At 59.8% G+C, this 23,918-nt stretch carries 21 protein-coding genes; 17 read left to right on the top strand and 4 right to left on the bottom strand.

What is annotated here, in order from left to right:
- The first annotated feature begins 92 nt into the window (after positions 1 to 92).
- The 6 genes from purB (at position 93) to araA (ending at position 8,365) form a co-directional block, all read left to right on the top strand.
- The gene (purB, locus tag B2X55_RS06320) at positions 93 to 1,385 is read left to right on the top strand and encodes an adenylosuccinate lyase (protein WP_036378460.1); all 1,293 of its coding nucleotides are present in this window, start codon (positions 93 to 95) and stop codon (positions 1,383 to 1,385) included.
- A 103-nt stretch (positions 1,386 to 1,488) separates the two neighbouring features.
- A complete protein-coding gene (locus B2X55_RS06315; RefSeq protein WP_036378459.1) occupies positions 1,489 to 2,775 on the top strand; it encodes an adenylosuccinate synthase in 1,287 nt (428 codons plus the stop codon).
- A 227-nt stretch (positions 2,776 to 3,002) separates the two neighbouring features.
- Positions 3,003 to 4,418 carry a sugar porter family MFS transporter gene (locus B2X55_RS06310; protein ID WP_055160422.1) on the top strand — a complete coding sequence of 472 codons (1,416 nt, stop codon included), beginning with the start codon at positions 3,003 to 3,005 and terminating at the stop codon, positions 4,416 to 4,418.
- 47 nt (positions 4,419 to 4,465) lie between these two features.
- Entirely contained in the window at positions 4,466 to 6,079 is a 1,614-nt protein-coding gene (locus B2X55_RS06305) for a xylulokinase (protein ID WP_286821372.1), read from the top strand.
- 33 nt (positions 6,080 to 6,112) lie between these two features.
- Positions 6,113 to 6,841, top strand: coding sequence for an L-ribulose-5-phosphate 4-epimerase (locus B2X55_RS06300; protein WP_286821370.1), 729 nt, complete (start codon positions 6,113 to 6,115; stop codon positions 6,839 to 6,841).
- A gap of 96 nt (positions 6,842 to 6,937) precedes the next feature.
- Positions 6,938 to 8,365 carry an L-arabinose isomerase gene (araA, locus tag B2X55_RS06295; protein ID WP_286821369.1) on the top strand — a complete coding sequence of 476 codons (1,428 nt, stop codon included), beginning with the start codon at positions 6,938 to 6,940 and terminating at the stop codon, positions 8,363 to 8,365.
- A 106-nt stretch (positions 8,366 to 8,471) separates the two neighbouring features.
- Here araA and B2X55_RS06290 read toward each other — a convergent pair whose 3' ends face one another.
- The gene (locus B2X55_RS06290; protein ID WP_286821368.1) at positions 8,472 to 9,494 is read right to left on the bottom strand and encodes a LacI family DNA-binding transcriptional regulator; all 1,023 of its coding nucleotides are present in this window, start codon (positions 9,492 to 9,494) and stop codon (positions 8,472 to 8,474) included.
- A gap of 187 nt (positions 9,495 to 9,681) precedes the next feature.
- Between B2X55_RS06290 and B2X55_RS06285 the strand changes: the two genes are divergently transcribed.
- The 8 genes from B2X55_RS06285 to B2X55_RS06250 all read left to right on the top strand — a co-directional run bounded on the left by B2X55_RS06285 (position 9,682) and on the right by B2X55_RS06250 (position 16,778).
- Positions 9,682 to 10,527: a Cof-type HAD-IIB family hydrolase gene (locus B2X55_RS06285; protein ID WP_286821367.1), complete on the top strand. Its 846-nt coding sequence runs from the start codon at positions 9,682 to 9,684 to the stop codon at positions 10,525 to 10,527.
- Positions 10,528 to 10,726: 199 nt separating this feature from the next.
- A complete protein-coding gene (gene sufC / locus B2X55_RS06280) occupies positions 10,727 to 11,482 on the top strand; it encodes a Fe-S cluster assembly ATPase SufC (RefSeq protein WP_286821366.1) in 756 nt (251 codons plus the stop codon).
- A gap of 8 nt (positions 11,483 to 11,490) precedes the next feature.
- Complete coding sequence (sufB, locus tag B2X55_RS06275; RefSeq protein WP_270528696.1) at positions 11,491 to 12,918, top strand: Fe-S cluster assembly protein SufB; 1,428 nt, start codon at positions 11,491 to 11,493, stop codon at positions 12,916 to 12,918.
- A gap of 1 nt (position 12,919) precedes the next feature.
- On the top strand, positions 12,920 to 13,756 hold the full coding sequence (locus tag B2X55_RS06270) for a SufD family Fe-S cluster assembly protein (RefSeq protein ID WP_286821365.1): 837 nt from the start codon (positions 12,920 to 12,922) through the stop codon (positions 13,754 to 13,756).
- Positions 13,749 to 14,984 carry a cysteine desulfurase gene (locus B2X55_RS06265; RefSeq protein ID WP_286821363.1) on the top strand — a complete coding sequence of 412 codons (1,236 nt, stop codon included), beginning with the start codon at positions 13,749 to 13,751 and terminating at the stop codon, positions 14,982 to 14,984. Before B2X55_RS06270 ends, B2X55_RS06265 begins: the two co-directional genes overlap by 8 nt.
- Complete coding sequence (gene sufU, locus B2X55_RS06260) at positions 14,974 to 15,411, top strand: Fe-S cluster assembly sulfur transfer protein SufU (RefSeq protein WP_036378448.1); 438 nt, start codon at positions 14,974 to 14,976, stop codon at positions 15,409 to 15,411. The genes B2X55_RS06265 and sufU overlap by 11 nt, the downstream gene beginning before the upstream one ends.
- 115 nt (positions 15,412 to 15,526) lie before the next feature.
- Positions 15,527 to 16,030 carry a flavin reductase family protein gene (locus B2X55_RS06255; protein WP_036378447.1) on the top strand — a complete coding sequence of 168 codons (504 nt, stop codon included), beginning with the start codon at positions 15,527 to 15,529 and terminating at the stop codon, positions 16,028 to 16,030.
- Between the two features lie 4 nt (positions 16,031 to 16,034).
- Complete coding sequence (locus tag B2X55_RS06250; protein WP_244881846.1) at positions 16,035 to 16,778, top strand: Crp/Fnr family transcriptional regulator; 744 nt, start codon at positions 16,035 to 16,037, stop codon at positions 16,776 to 16,778.
- A 544-nt stretch (positions 16,779 to 17,322) separates the two neighbouring features.
- On the opposite strand, the gene B2X55_RS06245 is transcribed toward B2X55_RS06250, so the two are convergent.
- The 3 genes from B2X55_RS06245 to B2X55_RS06235 are packed head-to-tail and all read right to left on the bottom strand — an operon-like array spanning position 17,323 to position 20,048.
- Positions 17,323 to 18,117: an ABC transporter ATP-binding protein gene (locus B2X55_RS06245; RefSeq protein WP_055160395.1), complete on the bottom strand. Its 795-nt coding sequence runs from the start codon at positions 18,115 to 18,117 to the stop codon at positions 17,323 to 17,325.
- Positions 18,117 to 19,001: an ABC transporter permease gene (locus tag B2X55_RS06240; RefSeq protein ID WP_286821356.1), complete on the bottom strand. Its 885-nt coding sequence runs from the start codon at positions 18,999 to 19,001 to the stop codon at positions 18,117 to 18,119. The genes B2X55_RS06245 and B2X55_RS06240 overlap by 1 nt, the downstream gene beginning before the upstream one ends.
- Positions 19,002 to 19,034: 33 nt before the next feature.
- Positions 19,035 to 20,048 carry an ABC transporter substrate-binding protein gene (locus tag B2X55_RS06235; protein WP_286821355.1) on the bottom strand — a complete coding sequence of 338 codons (1,014 nt, stop codon included), beginning with the start codon at positions 20,046 to 20,048 and terminating at the stop codon, positions 19,035 to 19,037.
- A gap of 260 nt (positions 20,049 to 20,308) precedes the next feature.
- Between B2X55_RS06235 and mqnE the strand changes: the two genes are divergently transcribed.
- Genes mqnE through mqnC form a run of 3 tightly spaced genes read left to right on the top strand, consistent with a single transcriptional unit; the run spans position 20,309 to position 23,540 of the window.
- Positions 20,309 to 21,406: an aminofutalosine synthase MqnE gene (mqnE, locus tag B2X55_RS06230; RefSeq protein ID WP_286821353.1), complete on the top strand. Its 1,098-nt coding sequence runs from the start codon at positions 20,309 to 20,311 to the stop codon at positions 21,404 to 21,406.
- Between the two features lie 11 nt (positions 21,407 to 21,417).
- Positions 21,418 to 22,518 (top strand): radical SAM protein, encoded by a 1,101-nt coding sequence (locus B2X55_RS06225; RefSeq protein ID WP_286821351.1) that lies wholly within the window; start codon positions 21,418 to 21,420, stop codon positions 22,516 to 22,518.
- On the top strand, positions 22,515 to 23,540 hold the full coding sequence (gene mqnC, locus B2X55_RS06220; RefSeq protein WP_036378441.1) for a cyclic dehypoxanthinyl futalosine synthase: 1,026 nt from the start codon (positions 22,515 to 22,517) through the stop codon (positions 23,538 to 23,540). Before B2X55_RS06225 ends, mqnC begins: the two co-directional genes overlap by 4 nt.
- Positions 23,541 to 23,918 lie beyond the last annotated feature (378 nt).

The raw sequence follows: 23,918 nt of genomic DNA, 5'->3' as shown, positions 1-23,918 counted from the left end.
AGACAGTCGGGGAGTCAATTTGAGTTTTTTCGTCGTGTTTTCACTTCCGCGGTGCAGAGACGCCGCCAGGAAATTGAGGAGGAAATCACTAAATGATCGAGCGTTATACTAAGCCGGAAATGGGCCATCTCTGGTCTATCGAGAACGAGTGGCAGCAGATCCTGAATGTCGAGATGGCTGCCTGCGATGCCATGGCCGAACTCGGAGAGATCCCGAAAGAGGCTGCCAAGAACATTCGCGCGAAAGCAAAATTCGATGTCAACCGCATCCATGAGATCGAGTCGGTCACGCACCACGACATCATCGCGTTCCTGACGAACGTCGCCGAGAATGTTGGTGATGACTCCAAGTACATCCACAAGGGCCTGACGTCCTCGGATGTCAAGGACACGGCATACTGCATGATGATGCGCGATGCCTGCACGATCATCCTCGATGACCTCAAGAAGTTCCGCGAGGTCCTGCGCCGCCGCGCGAAGGAATTCAAGCATACGCCGTGCATCGGCCGCACGCATGGCATCCATGCAGAGCCGATGACGTTCGGCCTCAAGCTCCTGCTCTGGAGCGCTGAGATCGAGCGCGACATTGAGCGCATGGAGCATGCCAAGAAGATCGTCTCGGTCTGCAAGCTCTCGGGCGCTGTCGGCACGTACTCGAACATCGACCCGAAGATCGAGCAGATGGTCGGCAAGAAGCTTGGCCTGACGCCGGTGCGCCTCGCCACGCAGGTCATCCAGCGCGACCGCCACGCTGAGTTCGTCACGTCGATCGCCATCTGCTCCTCGACGCTCGAGAAGATTGCGACGGAAGTCCGCAACCTGCAGCGCACGGATATCCGCGAGGCTGAGGAGTACTTCTCCCCGGGCCAGAAGGGTTCTTCCGCTATGCCGCACAAGCGCAACCCGATCAACTGCGAGCGCATCTCCGGCATGGCCCGCCTGAACCGCGGCAATGCCGTCGCAGCTCTCGAGGACATCACGCTCTGGCATGAGCGCGATATCTCCCACTCGTCCGTCGAGCGCGTCATCCTGCCGGATTCGTCGATTAACCTCGACTACTGCACGCAGAAGCTCACGGACATCATCGACAAGCTGCTCGTCTACCCGGACAAGATGCTCCACGACATGAACCGCACGGGCGGCCTGATCTACAGCCAGCGCATCCTGCTGTCGGTTGTCGACAAGGGCGTGCTGCGCGAGGATGCCTACAAGTGGGTACAGCGCAACGCTATGAAGCGCTGGATGGAAGGCCAGGACTTCCGCACGAGCGTCGAGCAGGACCCGGATATCACGAAGTACCTGACGAAGGAAGAGATCGATGACTGCTTCGACTACAAGTACTTCCTGCGCCATGTCGATATGATCTTCGAGCGCTTCGGCCTCTGAGCATACAACTAGTGAATGAAAGCCTCTTCTCCCTTCGGGGAGAAGGCTTTTCTATGTCTGTGGACATCGCACCGGATGATCCATCATAAAGGAGAGACTCATTATGTCAACAGTAGTAGTAACGGGCACCCAGTGGGGCGATGAGGGCAAGGGCAAGATTGTCGACTACCTCGCCCAGAAGGCTGAGACGGTCGTTCGCTTCCAGGGCGGCAGCAATGCCGGCCATACCGTCGTCGTCGATGGTGTAGACTATAAGCTGCGCCTGATGCCGTCGGGTATCCTCTTCAAGGGTTCGCACTGCGTCATCGGCAACGGCGTCGCATTCAACCCGAAGGTCATGCTGCAGGAGATGGACGGCCTCGCAGAGCGCGGCATCGATCTCTCTGGCATCCGCATCAGCAACCGCGCGCAGCTCGTCCTGCCGTATCACTGCCTGATGGATCAGCTCGCCGATGATGCGCGCGGCAAGGGCAAGGTCGGCACGACGCACAACGGCATCGGCCCGTGCTATGTCGACCGCGACAACCGCATCGGCATCCGCGTCTGCGACTTCATCGACAAGGAGGAGTTCGCAAAGCGCCTCAAAGAGAACCTCGCGATCAAGAACCGCGAGCTCAAGCTGCTCTACGACCATGAGCCGCTCGACTATGATGAGATCCTCGCTGAGTACAACGGCTACGCAGACCGCCTGCGCCCGTACGTCTGCGACACGATTGCCCTGCTCGACGAGGAGATCAAGGCCGGCCGCAAGATCCTCTTTGAGGGTGCACAGGCCACGATGCTCGACATCGACTACGGCACGTATCCGTACGTCACGGCTTCGCACCCAATCTCGGGCGGCGTCGCCATCGGTGCCGGTGTAGCTCCGCAGAAGATCGATAAGGTCGTCGGCATCGTCAAGGCCTACTGCACGCGTGTAGGCGAGGGCCCATTCCCGACGGAACAGCTCAACGCGACGGGCGAGAAGCTGCGCGAAGTCGGCCACGAGTACGGCGTCGTCACGGGCCGTCCGCGCCGCACGGGCTGGCTCGACGCCTGCGTCGTCCGCTATGCCGGCATCCTCTCGGGCATCGACTACATGGCCGTCACGCGCCTCGACATCCTCGACAGCTTCGACGAGATCAAGATGTGCGTCGCCTACAAGTACAAGGGTGAGATCCTCAACGAGATCCCGGCAAGCCTCAAGGTCCTCGCAGAAGTCGAGCCGGTCTACGAAACGTTCCCGGGCTGGAAGTGCGATATCACCAAGGTCCGCAAGTACGAAGACCTGCCGGAGAACGCCAAGAAGTACCTCACGCGCATGGCAGAAGTCACGGGCATCGGCCTCGGCATCGTTTCCGTCGGCCCGAACCGCGACGAGACGATCGTCATCGCCAACGACATCTTCTGATTGGCAATACTGTAGGATATAGAGCAAGGTGCAGCTGCGATTGGGCAGCTGCACCTTTTTTTACAAAAGAGTCAGAAAACAACCTATAATCATTTAAGTCAACAAGAAATTAAAAACAATAAAAATAGATTGACAAACAGAGCGGCCGGTGCTATATTTAAATCATGAAATGTGCTCGAACACAAATGAGCCTAACCAATGAATTTTAAACAAAGGAGAGACAAGAAATGGTAACAAGCACAGGCAATGCACCGGAGAAGAAGATCTCCAGCGCATTCATTTATTTCTTTGGATCTTTCGGCGGCATTCTCTTTGGTTATGACATCGGCGTCATGACCGGTGCGCTGCCGTTCCTGCAGAATGACTGGAGTTTGCAGGGCAATGCCAGCATCATCGGTTGGATTACATCGGCAGTTATGTTTGGTGCAATTTTTGGCGGTGCAATGGCAGGACAGCTTTCGGACCGTCTCGGCCGCCGCAAGATGATCCTTATCTCGGCTATCATCTTCGTCATCGGCTCTATCCTCTCTGGTATTGCGCCGCATAATGGTGAGTATTACCTCATCGGCGTCCGCATTCTTCTGGGCCTAGCTGTCGGCGCAGCTTCTGCTCTTGTTCCGGCTTATATGTCGGAGATGGCGCCGGCTCATCTGCGCGGCCGCCTTTCGGGCATCAACCAGACGATGATCGTCTCGGGCATGCTGCTCTCTTACGTCGTCGACTTCCTGCTCAAGGACCTGCCTGAGACGATGGCATGGCGCCTGATGCTCGGCCTTGCTGCTGTACCGGCCATCATCCTCTTCCTCGGCGTCCTGCGCCTGCCGGAATCCCCGCGTTTCCTCGTGAAGCATGGTCTCGTCGATGAGGCTCGCCGTGTGCTCGGGTACATTCGTAATACGAAAGATGAAGTTGAGGCAGAACTTGCTGATATCAAAAATATGACGGCTACGGAAGCCAATCTCAAAGAGCCGTCGCTTGCCACGCTGTTCTCAGATAAATACCGCTATCTCGTAACTGCCGGTGTCGGCGTTGCTGCATTCCAGCAGTTCCAGGGTGCTAATGCGATTTTCTACTATATCCCGTTGATTGTCGAGAAGGCAACGGGCCAGGCTGCAAGCTCCCAGCTCATGTGGCCGATTATCCAAGGCGTCTTGCTCGTCCTCGGTTCGCTGATTTTCCTCGTCATCGCTGATAAGTTCAACCGCCGCACGCTGCTGACGGTTGGCGGCACGATTATGGGCCTTTCGTTCATCCTGCCGGCTGTCATCAACAGCATCATCCCAAATGCTGATCCGATGATGATTGTCTTCTTCCTCTGCATCTACGTTGCGTTTTACTCCTTTACGTGGGCTCCGCTCACCTGGGTTATCGTCGGCGAAATCTTCCCGCTGGCTATCCGTGGCCGTGCTGCAGGCCTTGCTTCGTCGTTCAACTGGATTGGCTCGTTCCTTGTCGGCCTGCTGTTCCCCATCATGACCGCGTCGCTCTCACAGGCAACGGTCTTTGCAATCTTCGGTGTTATCTGCATGCTCGGTGTATGCTTCATTCGCAATTGCGTTCCGGAGACGCGTGGCCATACGCTCGAAGAAATCGAAGCTGCTGGCACGAAGAAATCCGCAAATGCATCGGTGCACAATGCCTGATGGCAATCCAGTAATTGGATAGGGATATTGCAAAGGGAAGGTTTACCATGGATTTAAAGAAAAATGCCGAAGCAATTGAGGCGGGCCGCACAGCCCTGGGCCTCGAGCTCGGTTCGACGAACATAAAGATGGTTCTGGTCAATGAAGCGTGCGAGACGCTGGCTTCGACGAGCTACGGCTGGGAGAATCAGCTGGAGAACGGCATCTGGACGTACGACCTCGCAAAGGTCTGGCTCGGCATCGAGGACGCGTTCCACAGCCTGACGGCTGATGTGCAGAGCCGCTACCACGTGGAGATCAAGACAATCGGCTCGATTGGCGTCAGTGCCATGATGCACGGCTACCTGCCGTTCGACAAGACGGGCAAACAGCTCGCTCCGTTCCGGACCTGGCGCAACAACATCACGGGTGAGTCCGCTGCCAAGCTCACGGAGCTCTTCGGCTTCAACATCCCGCAGCGCTGGAGCATCGCGCATCTCTATCAGGCCATCCTCAATGGGGAAGAGCATGTCAAGGACATCGCGTTCCTGACGACGCTGGCCGGCTATGTGCACTGGCAGCTCAGCGGTGAGAAGGTGCTCGGCATCGGCGATGCCTCGGGCATGTTCCCGATTGACGAGCAGACGGGCACGTACGACGCTGCGATGATGGAAGCGTTTGGCGGCCTCGACGAGGTCAAGCGCTATCCGTGGAAGCTCGCCGACATCCTGCCGAAGCCGCTGCGCGCCGGCAAGACTGCCGGCCAACTGACGAAGGAAGGCGCATGGCTGCTCGACCCGACGGGCAAGCTGCAGCCGGGCGCGCTGATGGCACCGCCTGAGGGCGATGCCGGCACTGGCATGGTCGCGACAAACGCCGTGCGCAAGCGCACGGGCAATATCTCGGTCGGCACGTCGGCCTTCTCGATGAATGTCCTCGATGCGCCGCTCAAGGCCGTGCACCGCGACATCGACATCGTGACGACGCCGGACGGCGCTCCCGTCGCGATGGTCCACACCAATAACTGCTCGAGCGATCTCAACGCCTGGGTCCAGCTCTTCGGCGAGTTCGCCGAGCTCATCGGCCATGGCCAGACGCCAGCGAAGCTCTACCGGACGCTGTTTGAAGTCTCGCAGCGCGCAGACCGCGATGCCGGCGGCCTCATCAACTACAGCTGCCTGTCCGGCGAGAACATCACGGATGTGGAGACGGGGCGCCCGCTCTTCGTGCGCGCGCCGCACAGCCACATGAATCTCGCGAACTTCATGCTCGCCCAGCTCTACGGCTGCTTCGCCCCGCTCAAGATCGGCATGGACATCCTCGTCAAGGAGGAGGGCGTGCAGACGGACGTCATGATTGCACAGGGCGGCCTGTTCAAGACGCCGGTCATCGGTCAGCAGGTCCTCGCGGACTGCCTTGGCCTGCCGATCACCGTCATGGAGACGGCAGGAGAGGGCGGCCCCTGGGGCATGGCCGTGCTCGCCGTCTTTGCCAAGTGGCACGGCGAGAAGGCGCTGGCGGATTTCCTCGACGACGAGGTCTTCCACAACCCCGAGAGCTCGACACTCTTGCCGACGGAAGAAGGCCGCCTCGGCTGCCAGAAGTTCATCGCAGCTTACCGCGCAGGTCTCACCGTCGAGCGCGAGGCGGGCAAGGCCGTCGCCGACCCGGCAGATGCGTGATCTATCGTGATATCGTGAAAGGATAATCCAGATATGTTAGAAGAACTCAAGCAGGAAGTCTATGAAGCCAACATGATGTTGCCGAAGCTCGGCATCGTCACGTTCACCTGGGGCAATGTCTCGGGCATCGACCGCGAGAAGAACCTCTTCGTCATCAAGCCGTCGGGCGTGCCGTATGAGGACCTCAAGCCTTCCGATATGGTTGTCGTCGATCTCGAGGGCCATGTCGTCGAGGGCGAGATGAACCCGTCGAGCGATACGATGACACACCTCGTGCTCTACAAGGCATTCCCGAACATCAAGGCCGTCGTCCACACGCATTCCAAGTGGGCCGTCTCGTTCGCTGAGGCTGGTGTGCCGATCGAAGCACTCGGCACGACGCATGCCGACACGTTCTACGGCGATGTCCCCGTGACAGATGCACTGACGAAGCAGGAGATCGAAGAAGCCTACGAAGAGAACACGGGCAAGGTCATCGTCCGCACGTTCGAGGAGTACGGCATCGACCCGGATGCTGTGCCGGCCGTCCTCGTCAAGCAGCACGGCCCGTTCACCTGGGGGCCAAGCCCCAAGAAGGCCGTCGAGAACGCTAAGATTCTCGAGGTTGTCGCCGAGATGAATTACCATGCACTGCAGCTCACGCGTGCTGACATCCGCGTGCCGCAGTTCCTGCTCGACAAGCATTACTACCGCAAGCACGGCGCGAACGCCTATTACGGCCAGAATAACGCCAAGTCCAAGAGCGGTGCCACGCACAAGTAAGGGCAGCCTCCTGCGGCACGCCGCAGGAGAAAACCAAACACAGGCTCCTGCAGTACGCTGCAGGAGGTAACATACAAGTAGAAGGGAAGTAACATCATGTTGAAACTCACGCACGATTATAAATTCTGGTTTGTTGCTGGTTCTCAGTTCCTCTATGGCGAGGAGCAGCTCAAGAACGTTGCCCGTGATGCAGAGGACATCGTCAAGAAGCTCAATGCGAGCGGCAAGCTGCCGTACCCCATTGAGTTCAAGGGCGTCATGACGACGGCTGACGGCATCACGCAGTTCATGAAGGACGTCAACTACAACGACGATGTCGCAGGCGTCATCACCTGGATGCACACGTTCTCCCCGGCGAAGAACTGGATCCGCGGCACGAAGCTCCTGCAGAAGCCGCTGCTGCACCTCGCCACGCAGTACCTCAACAAGATCCCGTACGACACGATCGACTTCGATTATATGAACCTCAACCAGAGTGCGCATGGCGACCGTGAGTACGGCTACCTCAACGCCCGCCTCGGCCTCAACAACAAGATCGTCTACGGCTGGTGGGGCGACGAAGAGGTCCAGGATGAGATCGCATCGTGGGAAGATGTCGCCGTCGCCTACAACGAGAGCTTCCGCATCAAGGTCTGCCGCTTCGGCGATACGATGCGCAATGTCGCCGTCACGGAGGGCGACAAGGTCCAGGCTCAGATTCAGCTCGGCTGGACGGTCGACTACTGGCCGGTCGGCGATCTCGTCGAAGTCGTCGATGGTGTCAGCGAGGCGGACATCGACGCCGAGTACAAGAAACTCCAGGATCTGTACACGTTCAACCCGCAGGAGAACAGCCCGGAGAAATTCGAGAGCTCGGTCCGCTATCAGCTGCGCGAGTACCTCGGCATCAAGAAGTTCCTCGATGACAAGGGCTACACGGCCTTCACGACGAACTTCGAGGACCTCAAGGGCCTCAAGCAGTTGCCGGGCCTCGCTGCTCAGCTCCTGATGCGCGATGGCTACGGATTCGGCGCAGAGGGCGACTGGAAGACGGCAGCCCTGACGCGTCTCCTCAAGATCATGGCCCACAATGACCGCACGGTCTTCATGGAAGACTACACGCTCGACCTGCGCAAGGGCCATGAGGCCATCCTCGGCGCACACATGCTCGAGGTCGACCCGACGATTGCCAGCGACAAACCGCGCGTCGAAGTCCATCCGCTCGACATCGGCGGCAAGGACGATCCGGCCCGCCTCGTCTTCACGGGCGCTGACGGCGACGGCATCGACTGCACGGTCGCGGACTTCCGCGATGGCTTCCGCCTCATCAGCTACCCGGTCGACTGCCGCAAGGCTGAGGCCGAGACGCCGCATCTGCCGGTTGCAAAGCAGCTCTGGACGCCGAAAGTCGGCCTCAAGAAGGGCGCGACGGAGTGGATCCATGCTGGCGGCGGCCATCACACGGTCCTCTCTTTCCGCATCACGGAAGAGCAGATCCATGACCTCGGCACGATGCTGGGCATGAACCTCGTCGAGATTTGCTGATACTCTGATTCCCCTTGTATCCATACACCTATATACAAAAGGCGCATCCCATTCCTTCTGGAACGGGATGCGCCTTTTGCTATATGATTGACGATTATCTGTTCGGTCAGCCTTCGGCATTCTGCAGGATGCGAATCTCGTTGCGCATGATGTACTTGTCGCGCTCCGGCTCGATGCCGTTGACGAGGTAGTCGAAGACGATCAGCATGGCTCGCTGGCCCTGCTGATGCGGGTGCTGGTAGATGGCGGCCTGGATGACGCCCTTCTTCATCATCTCGATTGTCGTCGGGATGGTATCGAAGACGATCATCGTGATGTCCTCGCGCCTCGAGGCGAGGATGGCGCGGGCGGCACCGTAGGCACCGGCCGAGATGACGAAGAGCGAGTTGAGCTCGGGATGGTCGAGCAGGAACTGCCGGACCTTTTCGTAGGCGATCATGTCGTCGTCCTCGGTCTCCTCAACGCCACAGAAGTGGAAATCGGGATGGCCCTGCATGGTTTCGAGAAAGCCGTCAAGGCGCTGGCGGTGGCCGAGCATCTGCAGCGAGCCGAGCAGGACGCCCGTGTGGAGCGCCTGTGGATGGATCATGCACAGCAGGGCTGCGGCCGTCCGGCCGCCGTTGGGGTAGTCTGGTCCGACGTAGCAGTGGCGCTTGGATGTCTCGACGTCGTTGTTGAGCGTGACGACGAAGATATTGGCATCCACGCACTCGTCGATCTTCTCGATGATGCGCGGATGGTTGAGCGGATCGATGATCAGCGCGTTGATTCCCTGTTCGCGGAGTTCATCGATCATGGCACACTGCTTGTTGATGTCGAAGCCGCGCATGCTGCGCCAGATGACCTTGAGGCCGTAGGAGTCGTACTTGTCTGCGAGCCGGTGCATGGAGTGCAGGACGTCATCGAAGAAGTGGACGCCTTCAGAGAGCAGCAGGACGCCGACGACGGGGTGTTTCTTGCGAGCGGCGAGCGCCTTGCCCGCCGGGTTAGGATGGTAGTTGAGTTTGGCGGCCATTTCGAGGACGAGCCGCTCCTTTTCCGGCTTGACCTTGCCGCGGCCGTTGAGCACGCGGTCGACTGTGCCGCGCGAGACGCCGCAGAGTTCGGCAATCTGTTTGATGGTTACCATAGATATCGACTTCCTTGCTGTGATTTTGCTGTGATTGCGATAGTGATTTAAGATAATAATTCGATATGCGATGAACTTTTTCCTGCCAGTTTCCTGTCAGAGGCTTCTGTGGATTGATGCGCGGGGCGATTTCTGCTATACTATTCGCGATTGCAGAAATGGCAGAGTACAGTGACACGGTGACACAGTGAAAGGATGGACACGCGCGATGTACAAGATGATTGCCCTCGACCTCGATGGCACGCTGAATAACGACGAGAAGAAGATCACGGAGAAGACGAGAGAGGCACTACTCGCCGTCCAGCAGCACGGCGTGACGGTCGTGCTGGCCTCGGGCCGCCAGGCGCCGGGCCTCTCGCGCGAGGCAGACGCTCTCGACCTCAAGGACTACCACGGACTGCTGCTCTCGTACAACGGCGGACGCATCCAGGATGCGACGACGGGGGAGATCCTCTTCGACCAGGCCATCGAGCGCGCGACGGCGCTGCGCTTCCTGCGCCACCTCGAAGCCTATCCAGAGCTCTCGCCAATCGTCGACGATGGGGAATCGATCTTCACGACGGATGCAAACCGCCACAAGGTGCAGGATGAGAGCCGCAACAACAACCTCAAGATCGAGATTGTCGAGAACATCGCCGATGCCGTCGAGGCGCGCGGCTTTTCGCCCGTCAAGATCCTGACAGCGGCGCCGAACGAGATCCTCGTGCCGCGCCTCGCTGATATCCGCCGCGGCTTTGAGGATGAATTATCCTTCGTCCAGTCGGCACCGTGGTTTTACGAGGCGACGGTCAAGGGCGTCAGCAAGTCGAGTTCGCTCGCGCGCGTCTGTGAGCGCCTCGGCATTGAGCGCAGCGAGGTCATGGCCTTCGGCGATGCACAGAACGACATGAGCATGCTCGATTCCGCGGGCCGCGGCGTCGCGATGGGCAATGCCTGCCCCGAGCTCAAGGAGATGGCCGATGAGATCACGCTGTCGAACAACGAGGACGGCATCGCGGCCTCGCTCACGCGCCACTTTGACTTCCTGAACTGATGATTGTCAGAGGAGCTTCCCGATGGGAAGCTCCTTTTTTATGGGAAAATCACATAGATATAGATGAAGTTTATAGAAGATGGCTATTGCTATTGACTTTTTGGCGCACAGGCCATAAAATGAAATCATCAATCCCGAGTATTTTTGTAAGGATTACGATCCGAGCATATATCTTAAGTCTTAAAGGAGAGTTTTACATATGGCTGAGAATCTTTTGGAAATCAAGGATCTCCATGCTGGTGTCGAAGGCAAGGAAATCCTCAAGGGCCTGAGTCTGTCGGTAGGCAAGGGGGAGGTGCACGTCATCCTCGGACCGAACGGCTCCGGCAAATCGACGCTGATGAACATCATCATGGGTCATCCGAAGTACGAAGTCACGTCCGGCACGATGTCCTTCGAGGGCGAGGACATCACGGGCCTCAAGACGTTCGAGCGCGCGCGCAAGGGCCTGTTCCTCTCGTTCCAGACGCCGGAGGAGATTCCGGGCATCACGGTCGAGAATATGATCCGCACGTCGAAGCAGGCCATCTCTGGTGAGCGCGTCAAGATCGTGCCGTTCCGCCGCCAGCTCAAGGCGACGATGGAAGAGCTCAAGATGAAGCCGGAGTACGCGGAGCGCTACATGAATGTCGGCTTCTCGGGCGGCGAGAAAAAGCGCACGGAGATCCTGCAGCTCCTGATGCTCAACCCGAAGCTCGCGCTGCTCGATGAGACGGATTCCGGCCTCGACGTCGATGCCGTGCAGATCGTTTCGGAAGGCGTCGCGAAATTCCACAACGAGGACAACAGCTGCCTGATCATCACGCACAACACGCGCATCCTCGAGAAACTCAAGGTCGACCGGGTCCACGTCCTCATCAACGGCGAGATTGTCGAAGAGGGCGGCCCGGAGCTCATCGATGACATCAACCGCCGCGGCTTCACGCACATCCTCGATGCCCAGGCAGGAAAGTGAGGCGTGCGATGGCTGAAGAAAAATTTGTACCGAAAAAGAAGACGTACGTCGAGGACATCGAGCGTACGCTCTATGACATCAAGGATGAGGACCACTCCGTCTACAAGACGCAGAGCGGCCTGACGGAAGATATCATCCGCGATATCTCGAAGCGCAAGAACGACCCGCAGTGGATGCTCGACTTCCGCCTCAAGTCCCTTGCGGTCTACAATTCCCTGGCGCTGCCGACCTGGGGCCCGGACCTCTCGGAGCTCAACATGGACGACATTGTCACCTATGTCCAGCCGGACGCCAAGATGACGGGCAACTGGCAGGATGTGCCGACGGACATCAAGAACACGTTTGACCGCCTCGGCATCCCGGAGGCGGAGCAGAAGCAGAGCCTTGCCGGTGTCGGTGCGCAGTACGACTCGGAAGTCGTCTACCACAGCATCCAGGATGACCTCGTCAAGCAGGGCGTCATCTACACGGATATGGAGACGGCCATTCGCGAGCACGAGGATGTCGTCAAGGAGTACTTCATGACGCTCGTGCCGCCGAAGGACCACAAGTTTGCGGCGCTGCACGGCGCCGTCTGGTCTGGCGGCTCCTTCGTCTACGTGCCGGAAGGCGTCCATGTGGAGATCCCGCTGCAGTCGTACTTCCGCCTCAATGCGGCAGGTGCCGGCCAGTTCGAGCACACGCTGATCATCGTCGAGAAGAACGCGAGCCTGCACTTCATCGAGGGCTGCTCCGCGCCGAAGTACAACGTCACGAACCTGCACGCGGGCTGCGTCGAGCTCTTCGTCAAGGAGGGCGCGCGCCTGCGTTACTCGACGATCGAGAACTGGTCGCGCAACATGATGAACCTCAACACGAAGCGCGCGCTCGTCGAGAAGGACGGCATCATCGAGTGGGTATCGGGCTCCTTTGGCTCGCATGTCTCGTGCCTCTACCCGTGCAGCATCCTGCACGGCGAGAATGCGCGCTGCGAGTTCACGGGCGTCACGTTCGCCTCGAAGGGCCAGAACCTCGACACGGGTGCCAGCGTCATCCACGCGGCCCCGCACACGTCGGCCAACATCAACACGCGCACGATCTCGAAGGCGGGCGGCATGGCGACGTACCGCAGCGCCGTCAAGGTCACGCGCCGCGCTCCTTTCGCGAAATGCTCGGTCAACTGCGAATCGCTGATGCTCGACAATGCGTCGCGCAGCGACACGCTGCCGGTCATGGACATCGAGGGCGATGAGGCAGATATCGGGCATGAGGCAAAGATTGGCCGCATCAGCGATGAGGCAATCTTTTACCTGACCTCCCGCGGCATCGATGAGGACGAGGCGCGTGCGATGATCGTGCGCGGCTTCGTCGAGCCGATTGCCAAGGAGCTGCCGCTCGAGTACGCCGTAGAGATGAATAACCTGGTCAACATTGAATTAGAAGGGACGATGGGCTGATATGGCAGAGCTTAAGACATTCTCCCGGATACCCATGCGTACCTGGCGCTGGCTCGGCGTCAATGAGAGCAGGATTCCGGCTGATATTAATGAACATGTGAAGACGCAGAAGATCCTTGTCGAAGCGGGCAAGGAGGATGAAGTCGTGCTGACGCAGCGCGAGGGCGGCCAGTACGAGCTGCAGGTGCATATCGAGGAGGGCGCGAAGCTCCACCTCGTCAATGCCCAGCTCGTGCCGGACGATGCGCTCTACACCTGCCGCGTCAAGGTATTTGTCGGCAAGGGCGCGACCTTTGCCTACACGGTCGTCGAGGCTGGCGCGCGCCACACGGCGACGGAGCTCCACGTCGACCTCGTCGGTGATGACTCGAAGGCCGACATCTGGGGCCTCTACTTCGGCGATGGCGAGAGCGTCATCGACCTCAACTACGTCATCCGCCAGGGCGGTCGCCGCACGGATGCGAACATGCAGGTGCGCGGCGCCCTGCTCGGCAAGAGCGAGAAGATCTTCTGCGGCACGCTCGACTTCCTCGAGGGCTCGAAGGGCTCGGTCGGCCGCGAGGACGAAGAAGTCGTCCTGCTCTCCCCGAACGTCCGCAACCGCAGCGTGCCGATCATGCTCTCGCATGAGGACGATGTGGACGGCCACCATGCCGTTTCCGTCGGCAAGATGGATGAAGACAAGCTCTTCTACCTCATGAGCCGCGGCCTTGACCTCGCGGAGGCACAGCGCCTTGTCGTCGAGGCCTCGTTCAATCCGGTGCTCGACCGCATCCCGGATGCGGAGCTCAAGGCAGAGATCGATACGTATTTGCAGAGGAGACTTTCAAATGGCTGATGCACAGGAATTCTTGAAGGATTTCCCGCTTCTCAAGATGAAGATGAACGGGAAACAGATTGCTTATCTCGACAACGGTGCGACGACGCAGAAGCCGGAGCAGATCATCAAGGCCATCTGCGGCTACTACGGCGGCTGCAACGCCAATCCGCACCGTGGCGCCTACGCGCTCTCGGTCAAGGCGACGGAGATCTATGAGAATGCGCGTGCGCGCACGGCGAAGTTCATCAATGCGGCCCGCCCCGAGGAGATCATCTTCACCAAGAATGCGACGGAGGCGCTGAACCTCGTCGCCTACAGCTACGGCCTGCACAATGTCAAAGCCGGCGATGAGATTGTCATCTCGATCACGGAGCATCACAGCAACCTCGTGCCGTGGCAGTTCGTTGCCAAGACGACGGGCGCGACGCTCAAGTACATCTATCTGGAGAAAGACGGCAACCTCTCGGATGAGGACATCGAGACGAAGATTACGGAGAAGACGAAGATCGTCGCTGTGACGCAAGTCTCGAACGTCCTGGGCCTCAAGAACGACGTCAAGAAGATTGTCAAGAAGGCGCACAGCGTCGGCGCTGTCGCCATCGTCGACGGCTCGCAGAGCGTGGCACACATGAAGGTCGATGTCCGCGATCTCGACTGCGACTTCTTCGCCTTCTCCGGTCACAAGATGCTCTCGCCGATGGGCATCGGTGTGCTCTACGGCAAGTACGACATCCTCGATGCGATGCCACCGTTCCTGCGCGGCGGCGACATGATTGAGTACGTCGAGGAGCAGGATACGACGTACGCTGAGCTGCCGGCCAAATTCGAGGCAGGCACGCAGAACGTCGGCGGCGCAGCCGGCCTGACGGCGGCCATCGACTACCTCGAGACGATCACGTTCGACCGCATCGAGGCCATCGAGAAGGACCTCGTCGACTACGCGCTGCCGCAGCTGCGCGAGCTGCCGTACATCGAGCTCTACGGCTGCGATACGACGCGCGACAACAAGACGGGCATCATCGCCTTCAACGTCAAAGACGTCCATCCGCACGATGTGGCGAGCATTCTCGACAGCTACGGCGTCGCAGTCCGCGCCGGCCATCACTGCGCACAGCCGCTGCACCGCTACCTCGGTCAGAACGCGAGCTGCCGCGCCAGCTTCTATCTCTACAACACGCGCGAGGACATCGACCGCTGGATCGATGCACTCAAGAAGGTAAGGGGGGTCCTTGGCTATGGCGCTTGAAGACATCTACACAGAGCTCATCGGCGAGCACAGCCGCAATCCGGAGAACAAGCGTCACCTGCCGCATGCGACGTGCGCGCTCAAGGGCCACAATCCGAGCTGCGGCGATGAGATCACGCTGGAACTCCAGATCGAGGACGGTATCGTCAAGGACGCTTCCTTCACGGGCGTCGGCTGTGCCATCTCGCAGGCCTCGACGGACATCATGATTGACCTGATCCGCGGCCAGAAGGTCGAGAAGGCCAAGGAACTTGCTGAGAAGTTCATCGGCATGATCAAGCGCGAGATCACGGACGAGAGCGAGCTCGAGGAACTCGACGAGGCGCTGGCACTCCAGAACGTCTCGAATATGCCGGCCCGCGTCAAGTGCGCCGTGCTCGCATGGCACACACTCGACAATGCGCTCGAGGATGAGGAGAAGAAGTAAACTTTATCCACAGAAAACTGGGGATATCCATGGAAGACCTGTGGATATCCCCTGTGTTTTGTGGATAACATGTGGATATATGATTTAGGTGTGTACAGAAGAAAGGAAGAGCATCATGGCAGTAAAAGAGATTTCCCCGTTTGATTTCAACGAGAGCCCGTTCCGCGTCATCGGCAAGGACTGGCTGCTCGTCACGGGCGAGTACGAGGGCAAGTCGAACGGGATGACGGCCTCGTGGGGCGGCCTTGGCATCATGTGGGGCAAGCCGGTGGCCTACATCTTCATCCGTCCGACGCGCTACACGAAGGAATTCGTCGACAAGGCAGACGGCCTGTCTCTGTCGGTATTCCCGGAGGAGTACCGCAAGATGATGAACTACTTCGGCACGGTCTCGGGCCGCGATGAGGACAAGATCAAGAAGGCCGGCCTGACGGTCCTTCACGACAACGGCCGCACGTACTTCGACGAGGCGCGCGTGACGATGCTCTGCCGCAAGCTCTACGCGCAGCCACTCGCTTCGGAGTTCTTCATCGATAAGAGCTGCGACGAGAAGTGGTACAAGGACGACTACCACACGATGTACGTCGTCGAGATCGAGAAGCTCCTCGTCAAGGAATGAGCCGATGAGTACCGTCCGGAAAAAGGGAGGCCCGGCCTGCTGCAGCTGCCTGTCAAACCAGGAGGCGCCGGTGGCCTCCATCCTGCGCTGCAGCAACCTGACGACGGGCATGGATGACGCAGAGATTGCGGAACTTCTGGCCTCGAGCCAGGTCCGCCGCCACGTGTTTGCGCCAGGCGAGATCGTCTTCCACGACGGCGATCAGCCGCATTCCCTCTACATCCTCCTGCGCGGCGAGGTGCACATCCTCAAGGACACGTTCTCCGGCCGACGCATCTTCATCTCGGAGGTCAACGAGCCGGGCGACATGTTCGGCGAGGTCTACGAGGTGCTCAAGCGTCCCTACGACATCTACGTCGAGGCGGCGAAGGAGACGGAGCTCTTGGAGATCGGTAGCCGCTTCTTCACGCTGAGCAGTCAGGATGAATCGCCCTCGCGCAGCGCGCTGCTCGTCGAGCGCAACCTCATGCGCATCTTCGCGCGCAAGGCCTACTTCATGCACGGCCGCATCAAGGTGCTCGCTAGCGGCAGCCTGCGCGAGAAGATCGTGCGCTACCTGTTCCAGAACATGGACACAGACGGCCACGTCGAGCTCGCCGTCAGCCGCGAGTACCTCGCAGCCTACCTGGCCGTCACGCGCCCGTCGCTATCAAGAGAGCTCTCAGCGATGCAAAAGGATGGCCTGCTCAAAGTAGAGGGCAAGAATCTTCACATCCTCGACCTCGAGCGCTTCGAGGAATACCTCTGAGTCAACGGAATCCATCCGACAGAAAAGCCAGTTCCATGCATGTTTTTTACATGGAACTGGCTTCTTCTTTGTTTTTTACATCGAGCATCGATGCGCGGGGGCCGGAGGGGATGGGCGTGCAACGCTTCGCTGAGGCGTCCTGCTGAATCGATTTTTTTCCCTTAGGAATGAATCCTGCCTAAAGAGCTAAACGCGCTTCGCTTGGACGACGCTCTTTAGACAGGATTCTTGTCGGGAAAAAAATCAATTCTTTACGCAGGATGCCAACGCTCCGCTTTTGCCCGCCCATCCCCTTCGGGCCCGCAAGGCTCGTTTCGACGATCTGGAAGCGGGGGCATGTATTTCGCCTGCAGGCGTGGAGCGATTGCCCGCAGGGCTGTGGCCCAAGACATCCCTGCTTAGCACAGTGATGTCGGAACGCCGCGGCAGGCGGCGAAACAGCCTTGATGTGATTCGTGCCATGGGCCACATTCAGCGGCAGCGCCGAAGCCGAAATATATGCCCCCGCGCTACGCTGTTGGATGTGAGTGGTGTTGGATGTACGTCAGCTCAGCAGCAGGCTGTCGCTTGTCAGCTCGCTGCCGGCGGCTTTCTCGAACATGGCGAGCAGATCCTTGACGGTCAGGTGTGCTTTTTCTTCGCCGCTGACGTCGAAGAGGATGTGCCCGTTGTACATCATGATCAGGCGGTTGCCGAGACGCAGTGCGTCGCGCATGTTGTGGGTGATCATCAGGGTGGTCAGCTGCTGCTCGCGGACGATGCTCTCGGTCAATCCGAGGACTTTTTCGGCCGTCTTCGGGTCGAGGGCGGCTGTGTGCTCGTCGAGCAGCAGGAGCTTCGGCTTGGCCATCGTGGCCATCAAGAGGGTCAGCGCTTGGCGCTGGCCGCCGGAGAGCAGGCCGACTTTTGACTCGAGGCGGTCCTCAAGGCCGAGCTTGAGCCCTGCGAGGAGTTCGCGGAAGTGCTCGCGGTCCTTTGAGGACGAGCTCCAGCGCAAGGTCGGGCGGCGCCCGCGGCGGGCGGCGATGGCGAGGTTCTCCTCGATCATCATGCCGGCCGCTGTGCCCATCATCGGGTCCTGGAAGACGCGGCCGATGAACTTGGCGCGCTTGTGCTCCGGCCACTTCGTGATGTCGGTGCCGGCAATCTCGATGGTGCCCTCATCGACGGGATAGGTGCCCGCGATGGAGTTCATCAGCGTCGACTTGCCCGCGCCGTTGCCGCCGATGACGGTGACGAAGTCGCCAGCGCCGAGGTGGAGGCTCACGTCGTGCAGGGCCAGCTTCTCGGTGATTGTGCCGGGATTGAATGTCTTGGAGATGTGCTTGATGTCGAGCATTATTTCTTCACCGCCTTCCGCAGTGCGTTGAAGCGTGCCTGTATGAGCGGCAGAGAGAGCGCGATGGCGACGAGGATGGCCGTGAAGAGCTTGAGGTCATTCGGCGGCATGCCCATCTGCAGGACCGCGGCGATGACGGCGCGGTAGACGATGGAGCCGAGGATGACGGAAATCAGGCAGTTCTTGAAGCTCCTCGTGCCGAAGAGCACCTCGCCGATGATGACGGAGGCGAGACCGATGACAATCGTGCCGACGCCCATGCCGACATCGGCGAAGCCGTTGCTCTGCGCGACGAGGGCGCCGGACATGGCGACGAGGCCGTTCGAGAGCAGCAGGCCGAGCACGACCATGGCGTCGGTGTTGATGCCGTTGGCGCGGATCATGTGCGGGTTATTGCCCGTCGCGCGGACGGCGGCGCCGATCTCCGTGCCGAAGAACCAGTAGTTGAGCACGGCGACGATCAGGACGATGATGGCGCCGATGACGAGCGTCGTCATGCTCTTGTCGAGGCCGGTGAACTGCCAGATCGTGAAGATCGTGTCCTGCTGCAGGAGCGGCAGGTTTGCCTTGCCCATGATGCGCAGGTTGACCGAGTAGAGCGCGATCATCGTCAGGATGCCGGCGAGCAGCGCCGGGATCTTGAGCTTCGTGCAGAGGAAGCCCGTGACGATGCCGCCGAGCATGCCCGCGACGCAGGCCGCGAGGATTGCCGCGATGGGGTGGTAGCCGGCCGTCAGCAGCGTGGCGGCCGTGGCTGCCCCTAGAGGGAAGCTGCCCTCGACGGTGAGGTCCGCGATGTCGAGCACGCGGAACGTCAGATAGACGCCGATGGCGAGCAGCGCCCAGAGCAGCCCCTGTGAAACAGTGGATATGACTAGATCCATGTTGTTCTCCTTACTTGCAGTGCCTCATCCGGCTCATTCGATGACGTCAGCATCCTTGAGGACATCCTCTGGGAAGGTGATGCCGAGCAGAGCAGCGTTGGCCTTGTTGACCGTGACTTTGAGGTCCTTGGCCATCTCGATCGGCATGGAAGCAGGCTTCTTGCCCTCGAGGATGTCGGCTGCCATGTGGCCCGTCTGGACGCCGAGCTTGTAGTAGTCGATGCCGTAGGTGGCGAGGCCGCCTGCCTTGACCATGTTCGGCTCACCGCAGATGACGGGGACCTTGGCGGCATTCGTGATGTCGATGAGCGTCGGCATCGCCGAGGCGATGATGTTGTCGGTCGGCTCGTAGAAGGCGTCGACGGAGCCGATGAGGCTCTGCGCTGCCTGCTGGATGTCATTGACCGTGGAAATCGTCGCGACCTTGACCGTCAGCCCCTTTGATTCGGCGTACTCCTTCATGGCCTTGACCTGGACTTCCGAGTTGACTTCGCTCGAGCAGTAGACCGTGCCGATCGTCTTGGCGTCTGGCTTGATCTTCAGCAGCAGGTCAATCTGTTCCTTGACCGGGTTCATGTCGCTCGTGCCGGTGACGTTGCCCTTCGGTTCCTTGTTGGAGGCGACGAGTTTCGCGCCCTCATAATCGGTGATGGCCGTGCCGACGATCGGGATGTCATGCGTGGCGTTGGCCATCGTCTGCGCTGCTGGCGTCGCGATGGCGCAGATCAGGTCCATCTTCGCGCTGACGAAGCGCTGGGCGATGTTCTGGAGGTTCGACTGATCGGCCTGTGCGTTCTGGCGGTCGATCGTGATGTTCTTGCCCTCTTCGAAGCCGCGTTCCTTGAGGCCATCGACAAAGCCCTTGTTGGCGGCGTCGAGCGCATTGTGCTCGACGAGCTGGACAATGCCGATCTTGTAGGTCTTGCCGCTGCCCGAGGAAGACGACTGGTCGCTGGAGCCACAGCCGGCCATGAGGCCGAGACTCAGCACCGCAGCAGCGCTGAGCGCCAGGAGTTTACAGCGTTTGGATACATTGGATAGTCTCATGAGGAATCCCACCTTTTCTCTGTGAATCTGTACACGCGCGTGCACGATGAATAGACTCTTATATTATACAATGTTACAGATAAAAAATCCATCGTTGTTTGTGCAAGATGGACATATTCATGACATTTATGGTTCGTACCCTCTGGCATGACTTTTGACCTAGGAATCTGAAATGTTCGATGATATAATAGAAGGAGTTTGCACGCGATACGAGCAGAAACGTGCTGCGGGGAGCGGCACAGAATACGGAGGTTTTTGTTTTGCTGGCTACAAGAGAATATCAAGATATCGAGTCGAAGGTGATGCGCGGAGAGCGCCTGACGCGGGAGGACGGCATAAGGCTCTTCCAGTGCCATGACCTCGCCTGGCTCGGCGCCCTGGCCGATCACGTGCGCCGCGAGAAGTGCGGGGACATTGTCTACTATAACGTCAACTGCCATGTCAACTTGACGAATATCTGCACCTCTCACTGCAAGTTTTGCGCCTTTGGCCGCGATGCGGACGAGAAGGGCGCCTATGCGATGACGAAGGCACAGGCCATCGCGGTCGTCGAGGACGCCATGCGCGACCCGAACCTTGCGGGGCTCCACGTCGTCTCGGGACTCCATCCGACCTGGTCGTTCGAGGATTACCTCGGCATCGTGGAGGCGCTGCACGAGCGCTTCCCGAAGCTCTACATGAAGGGATTCACTGGCGTGGAGATCACGCATTTTGCCGAGATTTCCGGCCTGCCCGTCGAAGAGGTGCTGCGCCAGCTGCGCGACCGTGGCGGCCTGCAGGCCATTGCCGGCGGCGGTGCGGAGATCCTCTCCGACCGCGTGCGCGGCGAGCTCTGCCCCAACAAGGCCACGGCCGACGAATGGCTCACGGTGGCGCGCACGGCGCACAAGCTCGGCATCAAGTCGAATGCGTCGATGCTCTACGGCCACATCGAGACGATGGAGGAGCGCGTCGACCACCTGCTGCGCCTGCGCGAACTGCAGGATGAGACGGGCGGCTTCCAGACGTTCATCTGCTTCCCGTTCCTGCCGAAGCACACGGAGCTCGGCAAAGAGGTCAAGCAGACGAGCATGTGGGATGACCTGCGCACGATGGCCATCTCGCGCTTGATGCTCGACAACTTCAAGAACATCAAGGCGTACTGGGTCATGCTGACGGTGCCAGTCGCGCAGGTCGCACTCGGATTTGGTGCCAATGACATCGACGGCACGGTCCACAAGGAGACAATCCTGCACGATGCGGGCGCGAAGAGCCCGACTGCCCTGAGCGAAGACAACATCATCCGCATCATCAAGGAGGCGGGGCGTACCCCGGCCGCCTGTGACTGCAATTTCAACATCCTGCGCATCATCGAATGAAAGGAGACGTCATGAAGAACATCGAAGCGGCGCGCGCGAAAGCGGCGGCAGGCGAGCGCCTGACCCTCGAGGACGCGCTGGCGCTCTACGAGGACAATGACCTGCTGTTCCTGGCAGACTGCGCGCGCAGAGCCAAGGAAAAAAAGAGCGGCCGATCGGTCTACTACACCGTCAACCGCCACATCAACCTGACGAATATTTGCAGCTCGAACTGCCCGCTCTGCGCCTTCCAGGTGGAGGCGGGCGATGCGCGCGGCTTTGTGATGGAGCCCGGTGACATCGAGCGCGTCCTCGAGCAGGCAAAAAAGACGCCAAACTTATCGGAAATCCACATCGTATCGGCCCTGCACCCCGATAAGCCGTTCTCGTATTATCGCGCCGTTGTGCGTCAGGTCAAGGCGGCGCTGCCGGAGGTAGACGTCAAGGCCTTCACGCCCGTCGAGATCGTGAACTTTGCCAAGATGACGGGCAAGAGCATCCGCGAGGTCCTGAGCCTGCTCAAAGAGGATGGCCTCGACAGCCTGCCGGGCGGCGGCGCTGAGATTCTCTCGGACCGCGTGCGCGAGATCATCTGCCCGAAGAAGGCGACGGCGGATGAGTGGATCGAGACGATGAAAGCGGCGCACAGCCTCGGCATCCGCACGAATGCCTCCATCATGTACGGCCATGTCGAGACAATCGAGGAGCGCCTGCAGCACCTCATCACGATCCGCGAGATCCAGGATGAGACGGGCGGCTTCCAGGCCTTCATGCTCTTCCCGTTCCATCCGGCTCACACGAATCTCGGCGAGGAGTATCAGCTGCAGCGCGCCGGCTCTTGGGAGGACATGAAGATGATGGCGCTCTCGCGCCTGATTCTCGACAACATCGACCACGTCAAGGCCTTCTGGATCATGCTGACGCTGCCCGTCGCGCAGCTCGCGCTCGGCTTCGGCGCCGACGACCTCGACGGCACGATCGGCGAGGAGAAGATCATCCATGCTGCGGGCGCGCGGACGAAGACGGGTATCACGCGCACGCAGCTCGAGAAGATCATCCGCGAGGCGGGCTACGAGCCCGTCGAGCGCGATACATTCTATCAGCCAATCGGCGGCAGTGAGGTGAGAGCATGAGACTGACAGAACGAGAAGGAGAAGATCTGCTGCGCGAGGGCGACCTCATCGCCCTCGGACGTGAGGCAGACAAGATCCGCAAGGAGCGCTTCGGCAACACGACGACCTTCATCATTGACCGCAACATCAACTACACGAATGTCTGCGTCAACGAGTGCCGCTTCTGCGCCTTTTTCCGGCGGCAGGGCAGCAAGGACGCCTACCTGCTCTCCCATGAAGAGATTCTCGAGAAGGTCCGGGAGACGGTCGAGGCCGGCGGCACGCAGGTCATGATCCAGGGCGGGCTCTACCCGGAGCTCGGCCTCGCGTATTACGAGAAGATGCTGCGCCTGATCAAGGAGGCGTATCCTTCTATCACCATCCATTCGTTCACGGCGACAGAGATCCAGCACTTCGCGCGCGAGGCGGGGCTCTCCATCCTCGAGACGCTCAAGCGGCTGCAGGCGGCTGGTCTCGACAGCCTGCCGGGCGGCGGCGCGGAGATCCTCGTTGACGAGGTGCGCCGCAAGGTCAGCCCCAAGAAGATCATGACGGACGACTGGCTGCATGTCATGGAATGCGCGCATTCCATCGGCATGGAGAGCACGGCGACGATGGTCATCGGCTTCGGCGAGACGATGGCGCAGCGCATCGAGCACATGGAGAAGGTGCGCCGCCTGCAGGACAAGACGGGCGGCTTCCGCGCCTTCATCACCTGGACGTTCCAGCCGGGCCACACAGAGCTCGGCGGCGAGAAGACCTCGAGCTGGGACTACATGCGCACGCTGGCGCTCTCGCGCCTCTACATGGACAACATCGCGCACATCCAGGGCTCGTGGGTCACGCAGGGCGAGCGCATCGGCCAGCTGACGCTCGGCTTCGGCGCCGACGACGCCGGCAGCATTATGCTCGAAGAGAATGTCGTGCGGGCAGCGGGCACGCGCTACGATATGTCGACCAAGAAGATGGTCCGCCTCATCGAAGGGGCGGGCAGAGAGGCCGCGCAACGCGATACGGAGTACCGTATCATCAGGCGTTTCTGATTCGTGTGATTCGTGGCGCGGGGCGGGGCATGCATTCCGGCTTCGTCGCGCCGCTGAATGAGCCCTATGGTGTAGCTTACCATTGAGGTGAGTTCGCCGCCTACCGCGGCGTTCTGACATCGGATTTCTAGGCCAGCGCGCGATAGGGCTCAGCCCTTCGGGCTATCGCTCTGCTCCTGCAGGCGGAATGCATGCCCCGCCCTCAGTAACGGCCTGCTATCCGGCTTCGTCGCGCCGCTGAATGAGCCCTATGGTGCGCCTTGCTGTTGAGGCGAGTTTCGCCGCCTACCGCGGCGTTCTGACATCGGATTTCTAGGCCAGTGCGCGATAGGGCTCAGCCCTTCGGGCTATCGCTCTGCTCCTGCAGGCGGAATGCAT

Origin of the sequence: Mitsuokella sp. UBA4253 (genome assembly GCF_002395285.1) — a bacterium.
Classification (GTDB): Bacteria; Bacillota; Negativicutes; order Selenomonadales; family Selenomonadaceae; genus Mitsuokella; species Mitsuokella jalaludinii.
This window is presented reverse-complemented; position numbering and strand designations above follow the sequence as displayed.

Bases quoted from the DNA above. Each gene is read 5' to 3' on its own strand.
- purB (WP_036378460.1), top strand. From the start codon at position 93: ATGATCGAGCGTTATACTAAGCCGGAAATGGGCCATCTCTGGTCTATC.
- B2X55_RS06315 (WP_036378459.1), top strand. From the start codon at position 1,489: ATGTCAACAGTAGTAGTAACGGGCACCCAGTGGGGCGATGAGGGCAAG.
- B2X55_RS06310 (WP_055160422.1), top strand. From the start codon at position 3,003: ATGGTAACAAGCACAGGCAATGCACCGGAGAAGAAGATCTCCAGCGCA.
- B2X55_RS06305 (WP_286821372.1), top strand. From the start codon at position 4,466: ATGGATTTAAAGAAAAATGCCGAAGCAATTGAGGCGGGCCGCACAGCC.
- B2X55_RS06300 (WP_286821370.1), top strand. From the start codon at position 6,113: ATGTTAGAAGAACTCAAGCAGGAAGTCTATGAAGCCAACATGATGTTG.
- araA (WP_286821369.1), top strand. From the start codon at position 6,938: ATGTTGAAACTCACGCACGATTATAAATTCTGGTTTGTTGCTGGTTCT.
- B2X55_RS06290 (WP_286821368.1), bottom strand. From the start codon at position 9,494: ATGGTAACCATCAAACAGATTGCCGAACTCTGCGGCGTCTCGCGCGGC.
- sufC (WP_286821366.1), top strand. From the start codon at position 10,727: ATGGCTGAGAATCTTTTGGAAATCAAGGATCTCCATGCTGGTGTCGAA.
- sufB (WP_270528696.1), top strand. From the start codon at position 11,491: ATGGCTGAAGAAAAATTTGTACCGAAAAAGAAGACGTACGTCGAGGAC.
- B2X55_RS06270 (WP_286821365.1), top strand. From the start codon at position 12,920: ATGGCAGAGCTTAAGACATTCTCCCGGATACCCATGCGTACCTGGCGC.
- B2X55_RS06265 (WP_286821363.1), top strand. From the start codon at position 13,749: ATGGCTGATGCACAGGAATTCTTGAAGGATTTCCCGCTTCTCAAGATG.
- sufU (WP_036378448.1), top strand. From the start codon at position 14,974: ATGGCGCTTGAAGACATCTACACAGAGCTCATCGGCGAGCACAGCCGC.
- B2X55_RS06255 (WP_036378447.1), top strand. From the start codon at position 15,527: ATGGCAGTAAAAGAGATTTCCCCGTTTGATTTCAACGAGAGCCCGTTC.
- B2X55_RS06250 (WP_244881846.1), top strand. From the start codon at position 16,035: ATGAGTACCGTCCGGAAAAAGGGAGGCCCGGCCTGCTGCAGCTGCCTG.
- B2X55_RS06245 (WP_055160395.1), bottom strand. From the start codon at position 18,117: ATGCTCGACATCAAGCACATCTCCAAGACATTCAATCCCGGCACAATC.
- B2X55_RS06240 (WP_286821356.1), bottom strand. From the start codon at position 19,001: ATGGATCTAGTCATATCCACTGTTTCACAGGGGCTGCTCTGGGCGCTG.
- B2X55_RS06235 (WP_286821355.1), bottom strand. From the start codon at position 20,048: ATGAGACTATCCAATGTATCCAAACGCTGTAAACTCCTGGCGCTCAGC.
- B2X55_RS06225 (WP_286821351.1), top strand. From the start codon at position 21,418: ATGAAGAACATCGAAGCGGCGCGCGCGAAAGCGGCGGCAGGCGAGCGC.
- mqnC (WP_036378441.1), top strand. From the start codon at position 22,515: ATGAGACTGACAGAACGAGAAGGAGAAGATCTGCTGCGCGAGGGCGAC.